Annotated in this window: 16 protein-coding genes and 1 pseudogene; 10 read left to right on the top strand and 7 right to left on the bottom strand. The window is 75.0% G+C overall.

The annotated features are described in order from the left end of the window. The first annotated feature begins 562 nt into the window (after nt 1-562). The 6 genes and pseudogenes from ACFYUY_RS37925 to ACFYUY_RS37900 all read left to right on the top strand — a co-directional run. Nucleotides 563-970: a YciI family protein gene (locus ACFYUY_RS37925; protein WP_387907748.1), complete on the top strand. Its 408-nt coding sequence runs from the start codon at nt 563-565 to the stop codon at nt 968-970. Nucleotides 971-978: 8 nt separating this feature from the next. Further along, nucleotides 979-2,124, top strand: coding sequence for an RNA polymerase sigma factor (locus ACFYUY_RS37920; protein ID WP_387907760.1), 1,146 nt, complete (start codon nt 979-981; stop codon nt 2,122-2,124). Nucleotides 2,125-2,316: 192 nt separating this feature from the next. Continuing rightward, complete coding sequence (locus ACFYUY_RS37915) at nt 2,317-3,222, top strand: DMT family transporter (protein WP_387907746.1); 906 nt, start codon at nt 2,317-2,319, stop codon at nt 3,220-3,222. Between the two features lie 300 nt (nt 3,223-3,522). Continuing rightward, complete coding sequence (locus ACFYUY_RS37910; RefSeq protein WP_387907744.1) at nt 3,523-4,110, top strand: RNA polymerase sigma factor; 588 nt, start codon at nt 3,523-3,525, stop codon at nt 4,108-4,110. Continuing rightward, nucleotides 4,107-4,751, top strand: coding sequence for a hypothetical protein (locus ACFYUY_RS37905; RefSeq protein WP_360222847.1), 645 nt, complete (start codon nt 4,107-4,109; stop codon nt 4,749-4,751). Before ACFYUY_RS37910 ends, ACFYUY_RS37905 begins: the two co-directional genes overlap by 4 nt. 26 nt (nt 4,752-4,777) lie before the next feature. Continuing rightward, nucleotides 4,778-4,888, top strand: a pseudogene (locus tag ACFYUY_RS37900) (IS982 family transposase); the annotation flags it as partial. A 29-nt stretch (nt 4,889-4,917) separates the two neighbouring features. Here ACFYUY_RS37900 and ACFYUY_RS37895 read toward each other — a convergent pair. Beyond that, complete coding sequence (locus ACFYUY_RS37895; RefSeq protein WP_387907741.1) at nt 4,918-6,315, bottom strand: STM4012 family radical SAM protein; 1,398 nt, start codon at nt 6,313-6,315, stop codon at nt 4,918-4,920. A gap of 218 nt (nt 6,316-6,533) precedes the next feature. On the opposite strand from ACFYUY_RS37895, the gene ACFYUY_RS37890 reads away from it, so the two are divergent. Continuing rightward, nucleotides 6,534-7,604, top strand: a complete 1,071-nt coding sequence (locus tag ACFYUY_RS37890) for a DUF1152 domain-containing protein (RefSeq protein ID WP_387907739.1) — start codon at nt 6,534-6,536, stop codon at nt 7,602-7,604. A 33-nt stretch (nt 7,605-7,637) separates the two neighbouring features. Here the strand turns inward: ACFYUY_RS37890 and ACFYUY_RS37885 are convergent, their stop codons facing one another. Continuing rightward, on the bottom strand, nt 7,638-8,480 hold the full coding sequence (locus ACFYUY_RS37885) for a hypothetical protein (RefSeq protein ID WP_387907736.1): 843 nt from the start codon (nt 8,478-8,480) through the stop codon (nt 7,638-7,640). A gap of 228 nt (nt 8,481-8,708) precedes the next feature. Here ACFYUY_RS37885 and ACFYUY_RS37880 point away from each other — a divergent pair, with 228 nt between their 5' ends. Beyond that, nucleotides 8,709-10,361 (top strand): phospholipase, encoded by a 1,653-nt coding sequence (locus ACFYUY_RS37880; protein ID WP_387907733.1) that lies wholly within the window; start codon nt 8,709-8,711, stop codon nt 10,359-10,361. Nucleotides 10,362-10,511: 150 nt separating this feature from the next. On the opposite strand, the gene pip is transcribed toward ACFYUY_RS37880, so the two are convergent. After that, nucleotides 10,512-11,456, bottom strand: coding sequence for a prolyl aminopeptidase (gene pip / locus ACFYUY_RS37875; protein ID WP_360222859.1), 945 nt, complete (start codon nt 11,454-11,456; stop codon nt 10,512-10,514). Nucleotides 11,457-11,724: 268 nt separating this feature from the next. Here pip and ACFYUY_RS37870 point away from each other — a divergent pair, with 268 nt between their 5' ends. Then, nucleotides 11,725-11,949 (top strand): hypothetical protein, encoded by a 225-nt coding sequence (locus ACFYUY_RS37870; protein ID WP_360222833.1) that lies wholly within the window; start codon nt 11,725-11,727, stop codon nt 11,947-11,949. A 22-nt stretch (nt 11,950-11,971) separates the two neighbouring features. Here the strand turns inward: ACFYUY_RS37870 and ACFYUY_RS37865 are convergent, their stop codons facing one another. Then, complete coding sequence (locus tag ACFYUY_RS37865) at nt 11,972-12,208, bottom strand: DUF6296 family protein (protein WP_360222830.1); 237 nt, start codon at nt 12,206-12,208, stop codon at nt 11,972-11,974. A 357-nt stretch (nt 12,209-12,565) separates the two neighbouring features. Here ACFYUY_RS37865 and ACFYUY_RS37860 point away from each other — a divergent pair, with 357 nt between their 5' ends. Next, nucleotides 12,566-13,036 carry a flavin reductase family protein gene (locus ACFYUY_RS37860; RefSeq protein WP_387907730.1) on the top strand — a complete coding sequence of 157 codons (471 nt, stop codon included), beginning with the start codon at nt 12,566-12,568 and terminating at the stop codon, nt 13,034-13,036. A 57-nt stretch (nt 13,037-13,093) separates the two neighbouring features. On the opposite strand, the gene ACFYUY_RS37855 is transcribed toward ACFYUY_RS37860, so the two are convergent. The 3 genes from ACFYUY_RS37855 to ACFYUY_RS37845 form a co-directional block, all read right to left on the bottom strand. Further along, nucleotides 13,094-14,752 carry an alpha/beta hydrolase gene (locus tag ACFYUY_RS37855; protein WP_387907728.1) on the bottom strand — a complete coding sequence of 553 codons (1,659 nt, stop codon included), beginning with the start codon at nt 14,750-14,752 and terminating at the stop codon, nt 13,094-13,096. A gap of 153 nt (nt 14,753-14,905) precedes the next feature. After that, nucleotides 14,906-15,700 carry a metal-dependent hydrolase gene (locus tag ACFYUY_RS37850; protein ID WP_387907725.1) on the bottom strand — a complete coding sequence of 265 codons (795 nt, stop codon included), beginning with the start codon at nt 15,698-15,700 and terminating at the stop codon, nt 14,906-14,908. Nucleotides 15,701-15,845: 145 nt separating this feature from the next. After that, the gene (locus ACFYUY_RS37845; protein WP_360223180.1) at nt 15,846-16,208 is read right to left on the bottom strand and encodes a hypothetical protein; all 363 of its coding nucleotides are present in this window, start codon (nt 16,206-16,208) and stop codon (nt 15,846-15,848) included. Nucleotides 16,209-16,283 lie beyond the last annotated feature (75 nt).

The following is a 16,283-nucleotide window of genomic DNA, read 5'->3' as shown; positions in this document are numbered from 1 at the left end:
GGGGGGGGGCCGCCCGCGGGGCCCCCCCCCCCCGCCCCCGGGCGCCCCCCCCCCCCGGGGGGGCCCCCCCGGGGGGGGGGTGGGGGGGGCCGGCCCCCCCCCCGCCCCCCCCCACGACGACTGCGGCGGTCAGCACACCCGACAACACGGTTCGCGGAAGGTTCCTGCACACGGTCGGCACACCTCCATGCTGGCATCGGAACGACACGGCTGCGCACGGGAACGGGCCGTTCCGGCCCGCCCCCCGTACGCAGCCGGGACATTCTCGCCCGCCCGCCGCCGGGCGGACAGGGTGCCCACGGACCGTCCCGACGCGATCCGGCCGAACCCGGCGCCCGCGCACGACCCCGGCACCGCCGTGGCACCGGGCGCACCGTCCGGGCCGGGGAGCGCCCCCTCACCCCGCGGACGCGCGCGGCGGGGCGCGGGGCGCCAGGGCGTGGCCGGGCCCCGGGAAAACTCTTCGGAGAAATCTCCGTCGCCCGTGTCGAGAACCCGTGCCCGGCTCCGTCCCAGGGCCGAACGCGACGAGAATGGTCGCACCCGCTCCGAGGAGAAGACGATGGCCAAGTACCTGCTGCTGAAGCACTACCGCGGCGCCCCGGCCCCCGTGAACAACGTGCCGATGGACCAGTGGACGCCGGAGGAGATCTCGGCCCACATCCAGTACATGAACGACTTCGCGGCCCGGCTCGAGAAGAGCGGCGAGTTCGTCGACGGCCAGGCGCTCGCGCCCGAGGGCTCCTGGGTCCGGTACGACGGTGAGGGGCGCCCGCCGGTGACCGACGGCCCGTTCGCCGAGACCAAGGACCTCATCGCCGGCTGGATGGTGATCGACGTCGACAGCCACGAGCGCGCCGTCGAGCTGGCCGGCGAGCTGTCGGCCGCCCCCGGCGCGGGCGGTCGGCCGATCCACGAGTGGCTGGAGCTGCGCCCCTTCCTGGCCGCCCCGCCCACCATCTCGGAGTGACCCACCCCGTGGACGAAGCCCTGCTGAGGAGCCTCACGCCGGGCGTGCTCGGTGTCCTCGTCCGCCGCGGAGCAGACTTCGCGGCGGCCGAGGACGCCGTCCAGGAGGCGCTGGTCGAGGCGGTGCGGGTCTGGCCGGCCGACCAGCCGCGCGACCCGAAGGGCTGGCTGGTCACCGTGGCGTGGCGGAAGTTCCTCGACGCCGCCCGCGCGGACTCCGCCCGCCGCCGGCGCGAGGACCGCCTCGTCGAGGAGCCGCCGCCCGGGCCCGCCCCGGCCGTGGACGACACGCTGCGCCTCTACTTCCTGTGCGCCCACCCCTCGCTGACCCCGGCCTCCGCCGTCGCGCTCACCCTGCGCGCGGTGGGCGGCCTGACCACCCGCCAGATCGCCCGGGCCTACCTGGTGCCCGAGGCGACGATGGCGCAGCGGATCAGCCGGGCCAAGCGCACCGTCTCCGGCGTGCGGCTCGACCGCAACGGGGACGTCGCGACCGTGCTGCGGGTGCTCTACCTGGTCTTCAACGAGGGCTACGGCGGCGACGTGGACCTCGCCGCCGAGGCGATCCGGCTGACCAGGCAGCTCGCCGCCGTGATCGACCACCCCGAGGTGGCGGGCCTGCTCGCGCTGATGCTGCTCCACCACGCCCGGCGGGCGGCCCGGACCGCGCCGGACGGCAGCCTGGTGCCGCTGGCGGAGCAGGACCGCTCCCGCTGGGACACCCGGGCGATCGCCGAGGGCGTCGGGATCCTCCAGGCGGCCCTGGCCCGCGACCGGCTGGGCGAGTTCCAGGCCCAGGCCGCCATCGCGGCCCTGCACGCCGACGCCCGGAGCGCCGGGGAGACCGACTGGGTGCAGATCGTCGAGTGGTACGACGAGTTGGTCCGTCTGAACGGCAGTCCGGTGGTGCGGCTCAACCGCGCGGTCGCGGTCGGGGAGGCGGACGGGCCGCGCGCCGGGCTGGCGGCGCTCGCCGGACTGGACGACTCGCTGCCCCGCCACACCGCGGTGGCGGCGTACCTGCACGAGCGCGACGGCGACCTCGCCACGGCCGCGCGGCTGTACGCCGAGGCGGCCCACCGCGCGCCCGACCTGGCCGAGCGCGACCACCTGACGCGTCAGGCCGCCCGGCTCAACACCCGCCTGCGCGGCTGACGGCCCGGCTGTGGCCCGGCTGCAGCCCGGGAGGCCAGCCCCGGGGCGGTGCGGTTGGCGGAAGGTCCGTGGCGGGGGCCGCCGGGGTGTCCGGGGTCGAGCGGTTCCCCCAATTGGCCGGCCTGCGGGGCGCCCCTAGGGTCGTCGGAGCCGGCGCCGCCGTCGGCGGGGGCGGGCGAGGGGAGAGCGCGGGTGGCTGCCGGAGGAGCGGTGCGGGGCGGGGTGGTGCCGGTGCTGGCCGCGGCGTGTCTGTGGGGCACGGTCGGTCCGGCGCAGCTGTCGGCGGAGGCCGGGGTGGATCCGGTGGCGCTGGGGGCCTGCCGGATGCTGCTGGGGGGTGCGGTGCTGTGCGCGGTGGCGGTGCGCCCGGCCGGGCTGCGGACGCTGTGGCGCCGGGGCGCGCGTGCCTGGGTGCTGTTGAGCGTCGCGGTCACGGCCGTGTTCCAGGCCGCCTTCCTGCCCGCGGTGGACCGGACGGGGGCCGCGGTCGCCACCGCGGTGGCCTTCGGCAGCGTTCCGGCGGTGGCGGGGCTGTGCGCCCGGTTGGTGCAGGGCGATCGGCTGGGCGGGCCGTGGTGGGCCGGCACGGGCTTCGCCGTCGCCGGGATCGGCCTCCTGCTGCTGCCCGGCAGCTCCGGCCGGACGGACCTGGTGGGCGTGCTGCTGGCCGCGGTGGCGGGGGCCTCGTTCGGGGTGTACGTCGTGGCGGGCAAGCGCCTCGCGGCGGCGGGCGCGGACGCGGGCGCCGCCGCGCCGGTGAGCGTGCTGGGGGCGGGCCTGCTGGTGGCACCGTGGATCGCGGTGGCCCCGGCCGGTCTGGGCTCGGTGCGCGCGCTGGTGCTGATCGGCTGGCTGGCGCTGGCGACGACGGCCGTCGGGTACCTGCTGTTCACCCGGGGTGCGCAGCGGATCAGCGCGGCGACCACCGGGACGCTGAGCCTGGCGGAGCCGCTGGTGGCGGCGCTGCTGGGGGTGCTGCTGCTGGGTGAGCGGCTCGGCGGCTGGGCGGCGCTCGGGACGGCGCTGCTGCTGGGCGGTCTGGTGGTGGTGTCGGTCCCGGTGCGGAGCCGGGCGCGGGTGGCCGCCGGGGCCGCCTGAGCGGTGGTCGGCCGGGAGCCGGGAGGGGACGCCACCGCCCGGGCCGCCGCGGCGGGGGTCGCGACGGCCCGGGCGCCCGGGGGCCCAGCCCTGGCCAGGGTCCGTTCGACGCCTCCGTCCCTACTGCGGCCAGCGTCGGCGTAGGGCTGGGATCCGTGGGACGGCCCGTCGGGCCTGCGGCCGAGCCCGCGGTCGTCAGCGGAGCCGTCCAGGGAAGCCGGAAGGATCGCGTGTAACGCCTCGGACCGGTGGAGCCAAGAAGAGACGTAAGGCAGTGCTCGTCGTCCCAAGGAGTCATCCGTGTCAGCGGAGCATCCGATAGCACCACCCTCGCGTGACCCGGCGGCGTTCGCCGTGTTCTACCGTCAGCAGTTCGACACCGTGCTCGGCTTCGTCACGCGGCGCACGGACAGTGCCCACCTGGCGGCCGATCTGACGGCCGACATCTTCCTGACGGCGCTGGAGCAGGCCGACAGCTACGACGCCCGGCGCGGCGCGCCCGGCGCCTGGCTGTTCGGCATCTCCCGCAACGTCCTGGCCTCGCACTTCCGCGGCTGTGCCCGGGAACGCAACGCGGTGGCCAGGATCGCCGGTCAGCGGTTGCTGGACGACCAGGACGTGTCCGCGATCGAGGGGCGCATCGACGCCGAGCGCGAGGCCCGTGGGCTGGCCGCTCGGCACACCGCGCTGTCCGAGCCGCTGCGTGCGGTGCTGGACCTGGTCGCCGTCGACGGGCTGGCCGTCCGTGAGGCGGCCAAGGCGCTGGGCATCAGCGCGGCCACCGCCCGGGTGCGGTTGCACCGGGCCCGCAAGGCGCTGCAGAAGGTCGTCCCACAGAGCAACACCACCAGCACGTCCGTGAACGTTCTCCTGGAGGCCGCCTCGTGACCACGCCCCTGCACTTTCAGCAGAAGCTCGGCGCCGAACTCGCCGTCCGTGCCGAGAACATGCCCGTCGCGGCCACCGCCGCCAGGGTCCGGCCTCGCTACACCCGTAGGCTGGTGGCGACCGGCCTCGGGCTGGCCGCCGCGACCACTGCGGTCGTCCTGATGCCGCACGACGGCGCCACCGGTGCGGCGCCGACGCCGCAGGCCGGTTCCGCCGCTCCGCGCTCGACCGGTGGCAGCTCGACCGCGGTGCAGCTCACCACCGCCTCCTACACGGTGACTCCCCACCAGGACGGCACCGTCTCCTTCCAGCTGATCGGCGCCGAGTGGTCCGGGCTCCAGGACGCCCTGCGCTCGGTGGGCGTGCCCGCCGTGGTGATGACGCCCTCCGCCTCCTGCCACACCCCGGTGGCCACCGACAGCAGCCGACTGGAGTCGGTGATGTCTCTGGACCCCTCGAACGGCCGCATCTCGATCCTGCACCCCGCCGCCATCCCGCCGGGGGAGAGCCTGCTGCTGCTCGACACCGCCCCCAAGGACGGGCTCCACCCGGACGCCGTCGGGAGTCTGGAGATCTCGCTGACCAAGGAGACTCCCGGTTGCTTCCCGCTCTCCCAGACCAACGGGGTCGGTGTGGGCTGAACCGCCTGGTAGGGCTGGCCGGTGGGGGCGGCCCGGACGAGTGGTTGCGAAGTCGGCTGGGTTTTCCGGTTCTCAAGGGCCGGCTCGGCCTCGCACAGCATGGCGGCCGGACCATCGAAGGTGTCGGCGCCCGAGTCGGCCACTGACCGACTTCGGAACCACTCGTCTAGCGGTCCCGGTAGGCCGCCATGGCGGCGTCGACCCGCGGGGAGAAGAACAGCGGGCCGACGGCGTCCGACCAGGCCATGCCCTCGGGGGTGAGCCGCAGGGTGTCGCCGCCGGTCAGCCAGCCGCGCTCGGCGAGGGTCGCGAACTGCGCCGGGAAGTGCGCGGCGGGCGTGTCGCCGAACCGGCCGCGGTACTGCTCGACGACGGTGCCGCCGCTCTCCAGCAGGGTCTGCAGCAGGTACATCCGGCGGCGCTCGTCGTCGTCCATGGTGAACGCCCACTGGGCGCGCCGGAAGTCCTCGGTGGGGGTGGCGATGTAGTCGTCGATGATCCGGCGGACCTCGGGGACGGCGACCGCGTAGTCCGTGGTGTAGTGCAGTCCGGTGGTGAACGAGCGGGCGCCGACGCCCAGGCCGACCATCCCGGCCTGCTGGTTGTACTCGCTGATGCCCGCGTCGTCGGCCTGGTCGACGGCGGCGGTGCCGGCCCGTTGGAAGACCCGCATCGAGGTCTGCCGGTAGCCGGCGGCGAGCAGGTGGTCGCGGCCGAACCGGTAGAGCCGCAGCCGCTGTTCGTCCCAGCTCTCGCCGGTGTCCTCGTGCCGGCCGTCGAGCCCGGTGAGCGGGCGGACGTACAGCGGGTAGAGGTAGACCTCCTCGGGTTCCCAGCTCAGCGCCGCGTCCAGGGAGGTCCGGAAGGTCTCCTCGGTCTGGCCCTGGATCCCGTAGATGAGGTCGATGTTGAGGATCGGGAAGGCGGCGGCCTTCAGCCGGGTGAGGGCGGCGTCGACCTCGGAGCGCTTCTGCGGCCGGACGGCCGCGCGGGCCTCCTCCTCGAGGAAGGTCTGCACGCCGATGCTGACCCGGGTGGCGCCGCGTTCGGCGAGGACGGCGATCCGGTCCGGCGTGGCGGTGGCCGGGGAGGTCTCCACCGACCAGGGGACGGCCCGGAGGTCGGCGCCCATGACGTTCTCGCAGAGGTCGGCGAGGCGGGTCAGTTCGGCGGCCGTGAGGTAGGTGGGCGTGCCGCCGCCGAACGCGGCGAGGGTGAACCGGATGTCGCGGCCCTGGGCCTCGAGGGCCTCGCGGGTGGCCCGGGCCTGCCGTTCGAGGGTGTCCAGCCAGGCGGTGGTGATCTGTTCGGGGGCGCCGGTGCGGGTGAACAGGTTGCAGAAGCCGCAGCGCATCTCGCAGAACGGCACGTGGACGTAGAGCGAGAGGGCGTCCAGCCGCTCTCCGGCCCAGATGTCGGCGAGCGCCGGCCCGTCGGCCAGGGCGCGGTAGGACTTCTGGTGCGGGTAGGCGTAGACGTACTGCCGGTAGGGGGTGCCGAGGGCCTCGGCGGGGGTGTCGGCGGGGGGACGCGGGGTGAGGTGGAGCAGGGGGGAGGTGCTCATCGGGGTGGTGACTCCGTTCGGCCAGGTCAAGGTCCGGTCAAGCCCGGGACATGACGCTAGGCGGACCGGAATCCCGCGGTCACGGGTCGGATTCTCCGAGTGACGAAAGCGGCGCGGCCGGGGAGTTGAGAGGTTCGCACGCTGGAGAAATATGTCGACCGATCAATTGCTTGTGGAGGTCTGGTACTTGCCCCGGGAGGGCGGTAACCCTGGTCGGCATGAAGAGACTTCTGATCGCCGCGGGCGGGGGCGGGGACGTCATCGCCGCCGTCATGCTGCACGCGGCGCTGTACGGCCCGGCCGCGCCCGCGCTCGTCCTGACGTACTCCTGGGAGCGCCTGGTCGTCGATCCGTTGCCCGGCCCGCGCGGCCGCGCGGACTTCACCGGCCTGGACAGCCCGGCGCCCCACCTCGACCTGGTCACGGCCCGGACCGCGCCGATCCTCCCGGCCGGCTCCTCACTGCCCCGACTGGCCGCCGAACTTCCGCTGCCGCTCGGCCTGCTGGACCCGTACGGCGGTGCGGCCGGGCTGACTCGCACCGTCGCGGCGGCGGCCCGGCACTGCGGCGCGACGCACGTCGACGTGGTCGACGTCGGCGGCGACATCCTGTCCGACGGCACCGAGCCGACGCTGCGCAGCCCGCTCGGCGACGCCCTCGTCCTCGCCGCCTGCGTCCGCACCCGGCTGCCGACCCGGGTCTGGGTCGCCGGCCCCGCCCTGGACCGGGAGGTCCCGACGCGGGAACTCTTCGCTCGGCTGCCGCCGGCCGGCTTCGCCCTGGGCGCCGCGCACGTCGAACCGGTCCGCCGGGTCTTCGGCTGGCACCCCTCGGAGGCCAGCGCCATGCTGGCTGCCGCCGCCCGGGGCGTGCGCGGCCGCTGCGGCATCCGCGACGTCCCCGAGCCGCTGCGCCTGGACGACCGCAGTGCCGGCGTGCACCGGCTCTCCCTCGCCCGCGCGGTCGCCCTGAACCCGCTGGCGCGCCGCCTCGCGGACAGCGCCGGTCTGGACGACGCCGAGCAGGCGAGCCTGGAGGTGTGCGGGTTCTCCGAGGTCGCCCGCGAGCGCGCCCGGGCGGCTGCCGGACCGCCGCCGCCCACCGTTACCGTCTCCCCCGACGGTGCCGACCTGCCCGCCCGCCTCGCCGGCTGGCGGGCCGCCCTGCGCCGTGAGGGCGTCACCCTGACCACCCGGCGCCGGGCCGTCGAGGACCTCGCCCTCGGCCCGGCCGACCTGCGCCGGATCGCGCCCTCCACCGGGAGCGCCTTCCCGCTCCTGACGGTGTGACGGATCCTCCGCCACCCGCGGGCGGCCGCCCGGTCAGCCCGCGGCGGCGGGCTGTTCGGCGTCGCCGAAGCGCGCCAGGGTCAGCGCGCCGATCACCGCGGCCGCGAAGCCGAGGACGGCCAACGGGGTCAGGTCGTGCCGGGTGTGGTCGCCCAGCACGAGCACCCCGACCGCGGCGGGGCCCAGCGTCTCGCCGAGCACCATCGCGGCCGTCGCCGCCGTCACCGAGCCGTGCTGCATCGCCCAGGTCAGCGCGGCGAAGCCGCCGAGGCCGGCGACCGCGATGGCGTACGCCGAGGGCTCGGTCAGCAGGTCCGGGAGCCTCGGGTCGGGCAGCACCCGTGCGGCGACGCCGACCACCCCGAACTGCAGGCCCGCGACCAGGCCGAGCAGCGGGGTGCGGCGGGCGCCGCCGAAGCGGACCACCAGCCGGCCGGCCCCGAGCAGCAGGACCGCGACGAGCAGCACGCCCAGCCGCAGCGCCTCGTCGCCCTTGCCCTGGCCGTCCCGCCCCGCGGTGAGCGCGAGCACGCAGAGCCCGGCGCAGACGGCGGCCACGCCCAGCCACTCGCTGCGCCGCAGGCGTACGCCCAGCACCCGGGAGGCGCCGACGGCGGTCACCGCGAGCGCCGAGGCCAGCGCGGCCTCGACGACGTAGAGCGGCAGCCGCCCCAGGGCGACGAGTTCGGCGGCGAAGCCGAGCATGTCCATCCCGACCCCGACCAGGAAGGGCCACTGCCGGAGCGCTCCGGCGAGAGCGGCGGTCTCGCCCGTCTGCGGGGAGGTGGCCGCCCTGCGGGCGCCGACCGCCTGCAGCACGGTGGCCGTGCCGGTGAGCAGTGCGGCCAGGAGGGCGGACAGCAGGCCGATGAGCATGGGCCGACGCTACGGTGCGGGGCGGCGGCGGGGGTGGCTGACGCGCCGTCGGACCCCGGCGGTCGGCGGGGGCCGAAGGGCGGGGGTCCGACGGCGGGGGCCGGACGGCGGGTGTGATTCCGGCCTGGTGACTCATTGTCATGCTCAGATTTAAGGATCAGGTTACTTCTGGGTAATCTCAGGTCGTCCCACGGGTGAACACCCGTCACCTCCTGCAAGGAACCACACGTGCACCTCCCCTGGTCCCGCCGGTCCGACCGTCTGCTGCGCTCCGCCCTGGCCGCCGCCGCAGCCACCACCCTGCTCTCCCTCGCGACGCCGCCGCCCGCCCACGCCGACGCCGCGAACGGCCCGGCCGCCCCCGGTGCGACACCCCACCTCGACGCCGTCGAGCAGGCCCTGCGCGAGGTCGCGCCCGGCCTGGAGGGCACCGTCTGGCAGCGCACCGAGGGCAACAGCCTCGACGCCACCGCGGACGACCCGGCCGGCTGGCTGCTGCAGACCCCCGGCTGCTGGGGCGACAGCACCTGCACGGACCGCCCCGGCACCCGCGCCCTGCTCGACCGGATGCGCGCGAACGTCGCCTCGGCCACCCGGACGGTGGACGTCTCCACCCTCGCGCCGTTCCCGAACGGCGGCTTCCAGGACGCCCTGGTCGAGGGCCTCAAGACCTCGGTCGCGGCCGGCCACCGCCTCCAGGTGCGGATCCTGGTCGGCGCCGCCCCGCTCTACAACGCCAACGTCCTGCCGTCCCGCTACCGCGACGAACTGGTCGCCAAGCTCGGCCCGGCGGCCCGGTCGGTGACCCTCACCGTCGCCTCGATGACCACCTCGCGCACCGCCTTCTCCTGGAACCACTCCAAGCTCCTGGTCGTCGACGGCCGCAGCGTGATCGCCGGCGGCATCAACGGCTGGAAGGACGACTACCTCGACACCGCGCACCCCGTCTCGGACGTCGACCTCGCCCTCACCGGCCCCGCCGCCGGCTCCGCGGCCCGCTACCTGGACACCCTCTGGGAGTGGACCTGCGGACGCACCGGCGTCCTCGACAACGCCTGGTTCGCCTCCACCGACGGCGCCGCCTGCCGGCCGTCGATGGAGCGGGAGCTCAACCCGGACGCACCCGCCACCGGCAACGTCCCCGTCCTCGCCGTCGGCGGCCTCGGCGTCGGCATCCGCGCCGCCGACCCCTCCTCCGACTACCGCCCGGGCCCGGTCACCGGCGCGTCCGACGCCAAGTGCAGCCCGCTCACCCTGCACGACAACACCAACGCCGACCGCGACTACGAGACGGTCAACCCCGAGGAGAACGCGCTTCGCGCCCTCGTGGCCGGGGCCACCAGCCACATCGAGATCTCCCAGCAGGACATGAACGGCACCTGCCCGCCGCTCCCCCGCTACGACTCCCGGCTCTACGAGACGCTGGCCGCCAAGCTCGCCGCCGGGGTCAAGGTCCGCATCGTGGTGAGCGACCCCGCCAACCGCGGCACCGTCGGCAGCGGCGGCTACTCGCAGATCAAGTCCCTCAACGAGATCAGCGACGTCCTCAAGGCCCGGCTGACCGCCCTCACCGGGGACCGGACCAAGGCCGGCGCCGCGCTCTGCAGCAACCTCCAGCTCGCCACCTTCCGCGCCGCCCCCTCCGCCACCTGGGCCGACGGCCACCCGTACGCGCTGCACCACAAGCTGGTGGCGGTCGACGGATCCGCCTTCTACATCGGCTCCAAGAACCTCTACCCGGCCTGGCTGCAGGACTTCGGCTACGTCGTCGAGGACGGCACGGCGGCCGCGCAGCTCGACCGCGACCTGCTGACCCCCGAGTGGCGCTACTCCCAGGCCACCGCCACCGTCGACTGGGCCACCGGCCGCTGCCAGGCCTGAGCACCCGTCGGACGGCCCGCACCGGAGGGGCCGCCCCCGCACGCCACCCGCGTGCGGGGGCGGCCCCTCCGCCGCGACCGGGAGCCGCGCCCGGAGCGGGCCGGACCGGGCGGGCCGTCAAGAGGCCGTCAGCGGGCCGTCGACCGACCGTCAGCGGGCCGCGAAGCGTTCGATGGCCTCGAAGACGTGACGGACCTTGGTCTCGCTGTCGAGGTGCCCGGCGTCCTCGGCGACCAGCAGTTCGGCGTCCGGCCAGGCCCTGACCAGCTCCCAGACGGCCTGGAGCGGTCCGTTCATGTCCATCCGGCCGTGCACCAGCACGCCGGGGATGCCGGCCAGCCGGTGGGCGCCGCGCACCAGCGCGTCGTCCTCCAGGAACAGGCCGTGGGAGAAGTAGTGCGCGCAGGTCCGCACGAGGGCCATCCGCTCGGCCCGCGGCAGACCGGTGAACGGGCCGCGCCGCCCGGGCAGTTCGTGCGAGAGCAGCGCGTCCTCCCAGGCGGACCAGTCCAGGGCCGCCCGCTCCCGCACCTCCGGGTCCGGGTCCTCCAGGCGCCGGGCGTAGGCGCCGAGCAGGTCGCCGTCGCGCGGGGTGCCCGGCACCCCGGCGAGGAACCGCTCCCAGGCCTCGGGGTAGAACCGCCCGGCTCCCCGGTACAGCCAATCGATGTCGCTGCGCCGACCGCCGAAGACGGCCGCCAGGATGATCTCGGACACCCGCTCGGGGTACTGCTGGGCGTAGGCCAGGCTGAGGGCGGAGCCCCAGGAGTAGCCGTACAGCAGCCAGCGCTCGATGCCCAGGTGCTCCCGGAGCCGTTCCATGTCGGCGATCAGGTGGTGGGTGGTGTTGTGCCGCATGTCGGTGGCCGGGTCGGCGGCGTTCGGGGTGCTGCGGCCGCAGCCGCGCTGGTCGAACAGCACCAGCCGGTAGCCGGCCCGGTCGAACCGCCCGTAGCCGCCGCGGTGGAAGCCCCCGCCGGGGCCGCCGTGCACCACGACGGCGGGCTTGCCGCCGGGGGTCCCGCGGACCTGCCAGTAGACCTGGTTGCCGTCGCCGACGTCGAGCATGCCCTCGTCGTAGGGCTCGGGCACCATCCGCGGCTGGGTCACGTGCGCTCCTTCGCTGGGTCGACGGGCCCGGCGGTGGCGAGGCCGGGCGGACGTCCGCCCGGAGCCCGGGCGGACGACCGCAGCAATCTACCGACCGTCCGATCGGCGCGCGGGCGGATTTCCCCACGGGCTCCGGGCGGTGGGGACGACGGGCCCGCCCGCCGTGCCATCCCACCGGGCGCCGCCCGGTGGCCGAGCCGCCGCAGCGGGGGTTGCATGGGGTGACGAGCCCCAGCGAATCCCGGAGGCAGCCGTGTACGAGATGTGGGCCGAGCACGACCCGGCGATCTTCCCCCCGACCGTGGTGTGGCACGTCGTCACGAAGGACGACGCGACGACCTCGCTGTGCGGCCGGTTCCTGGAACCCGCCCAGCGCGTGGCACCTCCGGCGGACAGCGCCGAGCCCCTGACGCCGGACCGCTACTGCGACCCGTGCCTGGTCACCGTCCGCGAGGCGATGGCGGCCGACGCCCACTGACGCCGGCACCCGCGGCGGGCACTCAGCGCAGCGGCACCGCCAGGAGGCAGCTGTGCCGGCCGGTGCCGGTGGGCGCGGCGAGGACGGTGGCCACCTCGCCGGCGATCTCCACCCGTAGGTCACCGTCCGCGTTCTCCCAGACCGGACGCCCACCGGGCCCCACCACGCCGGTGGAGTGCACCACGACGACGGTGGGCGGGGCGTGCCCGCCGACCGGACCGGGCAGGGTCACCGCGTAGCGGTGCGTGAGGCTCCGCATGATCGGCCTCCTCGTTCGTCTTCCCGCCCTGTGCTGCCGATTGTCCTCCCCACCGGGCCGGATGTACACGAATGGTGCCGGGCGGCCCGCGACCACTCCGTCCGGCCGGTCCGACACGCCCGGGGCGGGCGACCCGACAGCCGGTCGCTCACCGCAGGTGCCGCTCCGGGCCCGGGTGTGGCCACGCGGGCAGCGGGCAGACGCGAGGCGTCGCGACCCGACTGGCGACGAGGAGGCACACCCGATGACCGATCCCGCGAAGTCCTCGGCCCGACGCCCGGAGGCGGCCCACGGGCGACGGAGCGTCGGCCGGGGAGGCGCCGTGGAACCGGCGGAGGCCGAGGAGGTGGCGGGCGCATGAGCGACTTCGACGCCTTCGCGGCCCTGCTGGACTACCCGGTCTACGTGGTGACGGCCGCCGGGCGCGAGCCGGCCGGCTGCCTGGTCGGTTTCGCCGGCCAGTGCTCGATCCGGCCCTCGCGGTTCGTGGTGTGGATCTCGCGGGCGAACCACACCCACGCGGCGGCGCTGCGGGCGGACGCCCTCGCCGTCCACCTGCTGCCCCGCGACCACCGGCTGGCCGAGGTGTTCGGCGGTCTGAGCGGCACGGGCAAGTTCCCGCTGGTCGAGTGGTACCACGGCCCGTTCGGCGCGCCGATCCTCGCCGCGGCGCCGGCCTGGTTCGTCGGCCGGGTCCTGGATCTGGCCGAGTGGGGCGACCACACCGGGCTGCTGCTCGCCCCCGTCGCCGTCCACGTGCCGCCCGGGGCCGCGCCGCTGCTGTGCTACCGCGACGTCGCGGACGTCGAGCCGGGTCAGCCCGCCTGAGCCGGCCGCGCGGCCGCGTGCCCCGGGGAGGGGGGCGGCGGCCGCGCGGGCGACGGGTCAGCGCAGCACGCCGCGGACGGCCTCCGGGTCGGTGGGCGCGAGCGGGGCGGCTCCGCCGGTCGCGGCGTCCCCGCCGGCGGCGGCGGTGGCGGTCTTGCTGGTGGTGGCCGGCGGCGGGGTCACGTAGACCGGGGCCGGGTCGGCTTCGGGGGCACAGGTCCTGGCGATCCGCCCCTTGCCCTCGGGCAGGCTGCCGTCGCGCAGGTAGGCGGTGAAGGTGTCGTCCAGGCACGGGTTGTCGTGGAAGAGGATCTCGTGGAAGCTGCCCCCGGTCTGGACGACCAGCTTGGAGCCGGGCAGCGCGTCGTGCATGGCGAGGCCGCCCTCGTACGGGGTGGCGGCGTCCTCGGTGGCCTGGAACAGCAGGACCGGGGGCAGGCCCTTGCCGGTGATCTTCGTGCGGCCGGCCGGGTTGCCCTGGTGGGGCCAGAACATGCAGGCAGCGTTGTACCACATGTTGTTATAGGTGTAGAAGGGCGCGACGGCGTCGACCTGGGCCTGGTCCTTCTTCCAGACCTCCCAGTCCCGCGGCCACGCGTTCTCGGTGCACTGGGCGGCGTTGTAGGCGGGGAAGGTGCCGTCGTCGGCGCCGGGGGCCGCGTAGCGGTTGTAGGCGATGTTCAGCGGCCGGGTGTCGTGCTGGGTGACGTAGGCGGAGAGGACGGTGGCCATCCTCGGCCAGCGCAGGAAGTTGTAGCCGCCGCCGTAGAAGGTGTCCTCGAACTCGGCCGGGCCGATCTTCCCCGGGGCCGGGGCGGCGTCGACCGGGTCGGTGCGCAGCGCGGCCTCGACCTGGGCGTAGGCCTTCTCGACGGCGGCGGCGTCGGTGCCCAGGTGGTAGACGGAGTCAGCCTTGGCGGTCCAGGCCGCGAAGGCCTCGAACCGGCGCTGGTGTTCCTTGTCCTGCAGGATGTTGTGGTCGTACCAGGTGATGGTCGGGCCGACGATGCTGTCGAGCACCATGCGTCGCACGTGCGAGGGGAAGAGCTGGCCGTAGGTGGAGCCGAGCGAGGTGCCCCAGGATCCGCCGTAGAAGTTGATCTTCGGCACGCCGAGGGCCCGCCGGATGCTGTCCATGTCGCGCGCGTTGTCCACGGTGGTCATGTGCGGCAGCAGCCAGGACCAGTCGGCGGCGCAGTCGGCCGCGTAGCCGGCGGCCTTCTTCAGCCAGGCCTTCGCCGTGCCCTGGCTCACCTGGTAGTCGGGCCGCTCGCCGTCGAAGTAGTGGGCGTCGCAGACCACGTGGGGGTCGCTGCCGTTGGTGCCGCGCGGGTCGAAGCCGATCCAGTCGTAGGTCGAGGCGACATCCTGCGGGACCTTCCCGGAGATGTAGGCCGGCATCCAGAGTCCGGAGTCCCCGGGGCCGCCGGGGTTGAGCAGGATCGGGCCCTGCTGCTTCTCCTTGGGCGCGGTGGCCGGCAGCCGGTTGAGCTTGATCCTGATCTTCCGGCCGTGCGGGTCGGCGTAGTCCACCGGCACGTCGAGCATCGCGCACTGCAGTGCGGGCGTGGTGGCGTCGTTGCAGGAGCTCCAGGCGAGCTTCCCCTGCCCGCTGTCGACGAATTCGGCGGTACCGGGTTCGGCGGCGGAGGCGGACACTCCGCCGAAGGCGGCGACGGCCGCGGCTGCCGCGAGCAGGGCGATGGCTTTTCTCATGGGAAGCATGATGTGATATGTGCAATGGTACAGCTAGGGGGCTGACCGGACTTTACCGAGCTTTGACCGGAGGTCGGTCGGGAGCCCGCCGCACTGACGCCCCCTCGGACGGGGCGCGTCCGGCGGGCGCGCGGGCGGGCCCCGTCGGCCGGCTCAGCCGAAGATGCCGAGCGCACCCAGGGCGCAGACCCCGCCGGCGCCCATGAAGACCGGGGTGAGGACCTTGATCTCGACCCAGCTGCCGGCCCGGAACCGCATGCCCTTGGGCGGGCCGACCGGGTACCAGCGCTTGCGCCCGATCGGGATGGGCCAGAACACCGGGCAGCCCGAGACGGTCAGCGCGTCACCCAGGCAGTGCACCAGGGCGCCGAGCGCGACCGGCAGACCGATCCACAGGTACTGCTGCCCGGGCTGGTCGAACAGCCACCCGGCACCGTTGCCGGGCTCGTCGAGCACATCGGCGAGCATCCAGGCGCTGGTCGCGCCGAGCAGCCAGACGAGCACGTCGCTGGAGACCCTGGCGTGGCGCCAGAGCAGCCCCTCGATCGCCAGCACCATGTGCACGAACAGCACCGCGAGCACGCCCCACCGGCCGCCGAACACGGCCACCGCGGACGCGCCGGCCCCGCAGAGCGCCGCCCACAGCCAGGTGTGGGTCAGCGTGCGGTGCCCACCCGAGCGGCGCGGATCACCCTTCTTGCGGGTGGCCTTGTAGGCCGCGTACGAGAGCTTGTCGATCACCTCGCACAGCGAGCGCGAGACCGGACCGAAGGCCCGGGATATCGTGGCGGCCTTGTGGTCGAGGTCCGGCGCGAGCGCGGCGCCCGCGCAGATCAGCGCACCGACCAGCAGCACCGGCCAGGGCATCGGCTCCCCCAGCCCCGCGGCGACCGCCCCGGCTCCGAGCCACGCCGCCGCCCCCGACAGTGAATGCGCCGGTCCCATCATGATCTGGCTCCCGCCCTCGTATCCACGCCCCCGACGAGGACCTGACGGTTTCCCAGCATATCCATACAAGATCATCATTCGTACCGCCGCCCGGTCCCGCCCCCGGCGGGGCCGGGACCAGGGCTCGCCCCTCCCGGGGGCGGCCTCACTCGGGAGCGACGATCTCCGGCGCGAACACCGTGCCCAGCGGCTCCGGCCCCACGTACTGCTGGCAGTTGCAGTCGCGCGCCTCGAACTGCAGCGGACGCCGCTCGGCGTCCCAGGCGGTCGGCGCCTCGACGACCTCGTGGCACCGCCCCTGCTTGTCGTGCTTGGCCAGGTGGTGCGTACAGCCGCAGACCGGCTCCGGCGGCCGGTGCGCGGCCTCCAGCGCGAGCCTGCGCTTGTCCTCCGCCTGCAGCCTCTCCATCGTGCGCTCGTGACGCGTCTTCAGCGCACCCCGCACGTTCTCGACGACCCAGCCGCCGCCGATCATGACGGCCGGGATCACCGCCCACAGCCAACCCATGGTGTCCTCCCCCTCTTCAGTGGTGGCGGACAGCATACGGCCAGCTCGGACGCCCTGCACCGACGCCCCGTCCGG

Origin of the sequence: Kitasatospora sp. NPDC004745 (assembly GCF_042873275.1) — a bacterium.
Lineage (GTDB): Bacteria > Actinomycetota > Actinomycetes > Streptomycetales > Streptomycetaceae > Kitasatospora.
This window is presented reverse-complemented; position numbering and strand designations above follow the sequence as displayed.

Bases quoted from the DNA above. Each gene is read 5' to 3' on its own strand.
- pip (WP_360222859.1), bottom strand. From the start codon at position 11,456: ATGGTGCCCGAGCCCTACGACGAGGGCATGCTCGACGTCGGCGACGGC.
- ACFYUY_RS37845 (WP_360223180.1), bottom strand. From the start codon at position 16,208: ATGGGTTGGCTGTGGGCGGTGATCCCGGCCGTCATGATCGGCGGCGGC.
- ACFYUY_RS37895 (WP_387907741.1), bottom strand. From the start codon at position 6,315: ATGAGCACCTCCCCCCTGCTCCACCTCACCCCGCGTCCCCCCGCCGAC.
- ACFYUY_RS37855 (WP_387907728.1), bottom strand. From the start codon at position 14,752: ATGAGAAAAGCCATCGCCCTGCTCGCGGCAGCCGCGGCCGTCGCCGCC.
- ACFYUY_RS37890 (WP_387907739.1), top strand. From the start codon at position 6,534: ATGAAGAGACTTCTGATCGCCGCGGGCGGGGGCGGGGACGTCATCGCC.
- ACFYUY_RS37860 (WP_387907730.1), top strand. From the start codon at position 12,566: ATGAGCGACTTCGACGCCTTCGCGGCCCTGCTGGACTACCCGGTCTAC.
- ACFYUY_RS37925 (WP_387907748.1), top strand. From the start codon at position 563: ATGGCCAAGTACCTGCTGCTGAAGCACTACCGCGGCGCCCCGGCCCCC.
- ACFYUY_RS37850 (WP_387907725.1), bottom strand. From the start codon at position 15,700: ATGATGGGACCGGCGCATTCACTGTCGGGGGCGGCGGCGTGGCTCGGA.
- ACFYUY_RS37865 (WP_360222830.1), bottom strand. From the start codon at position 12,208: ATGCGGAGCCTCACGCACCGCTACGCGGTGACCCTGCCCGGTCCGGTC.
- ACFYUY_RS37885 (WP_387907736.1), bottom strand. From the start codon at position 8,480: ATGCTCATCGGCCTGCTGTCCGCCCTCCTGGCCGCACTGCTCACCGGC.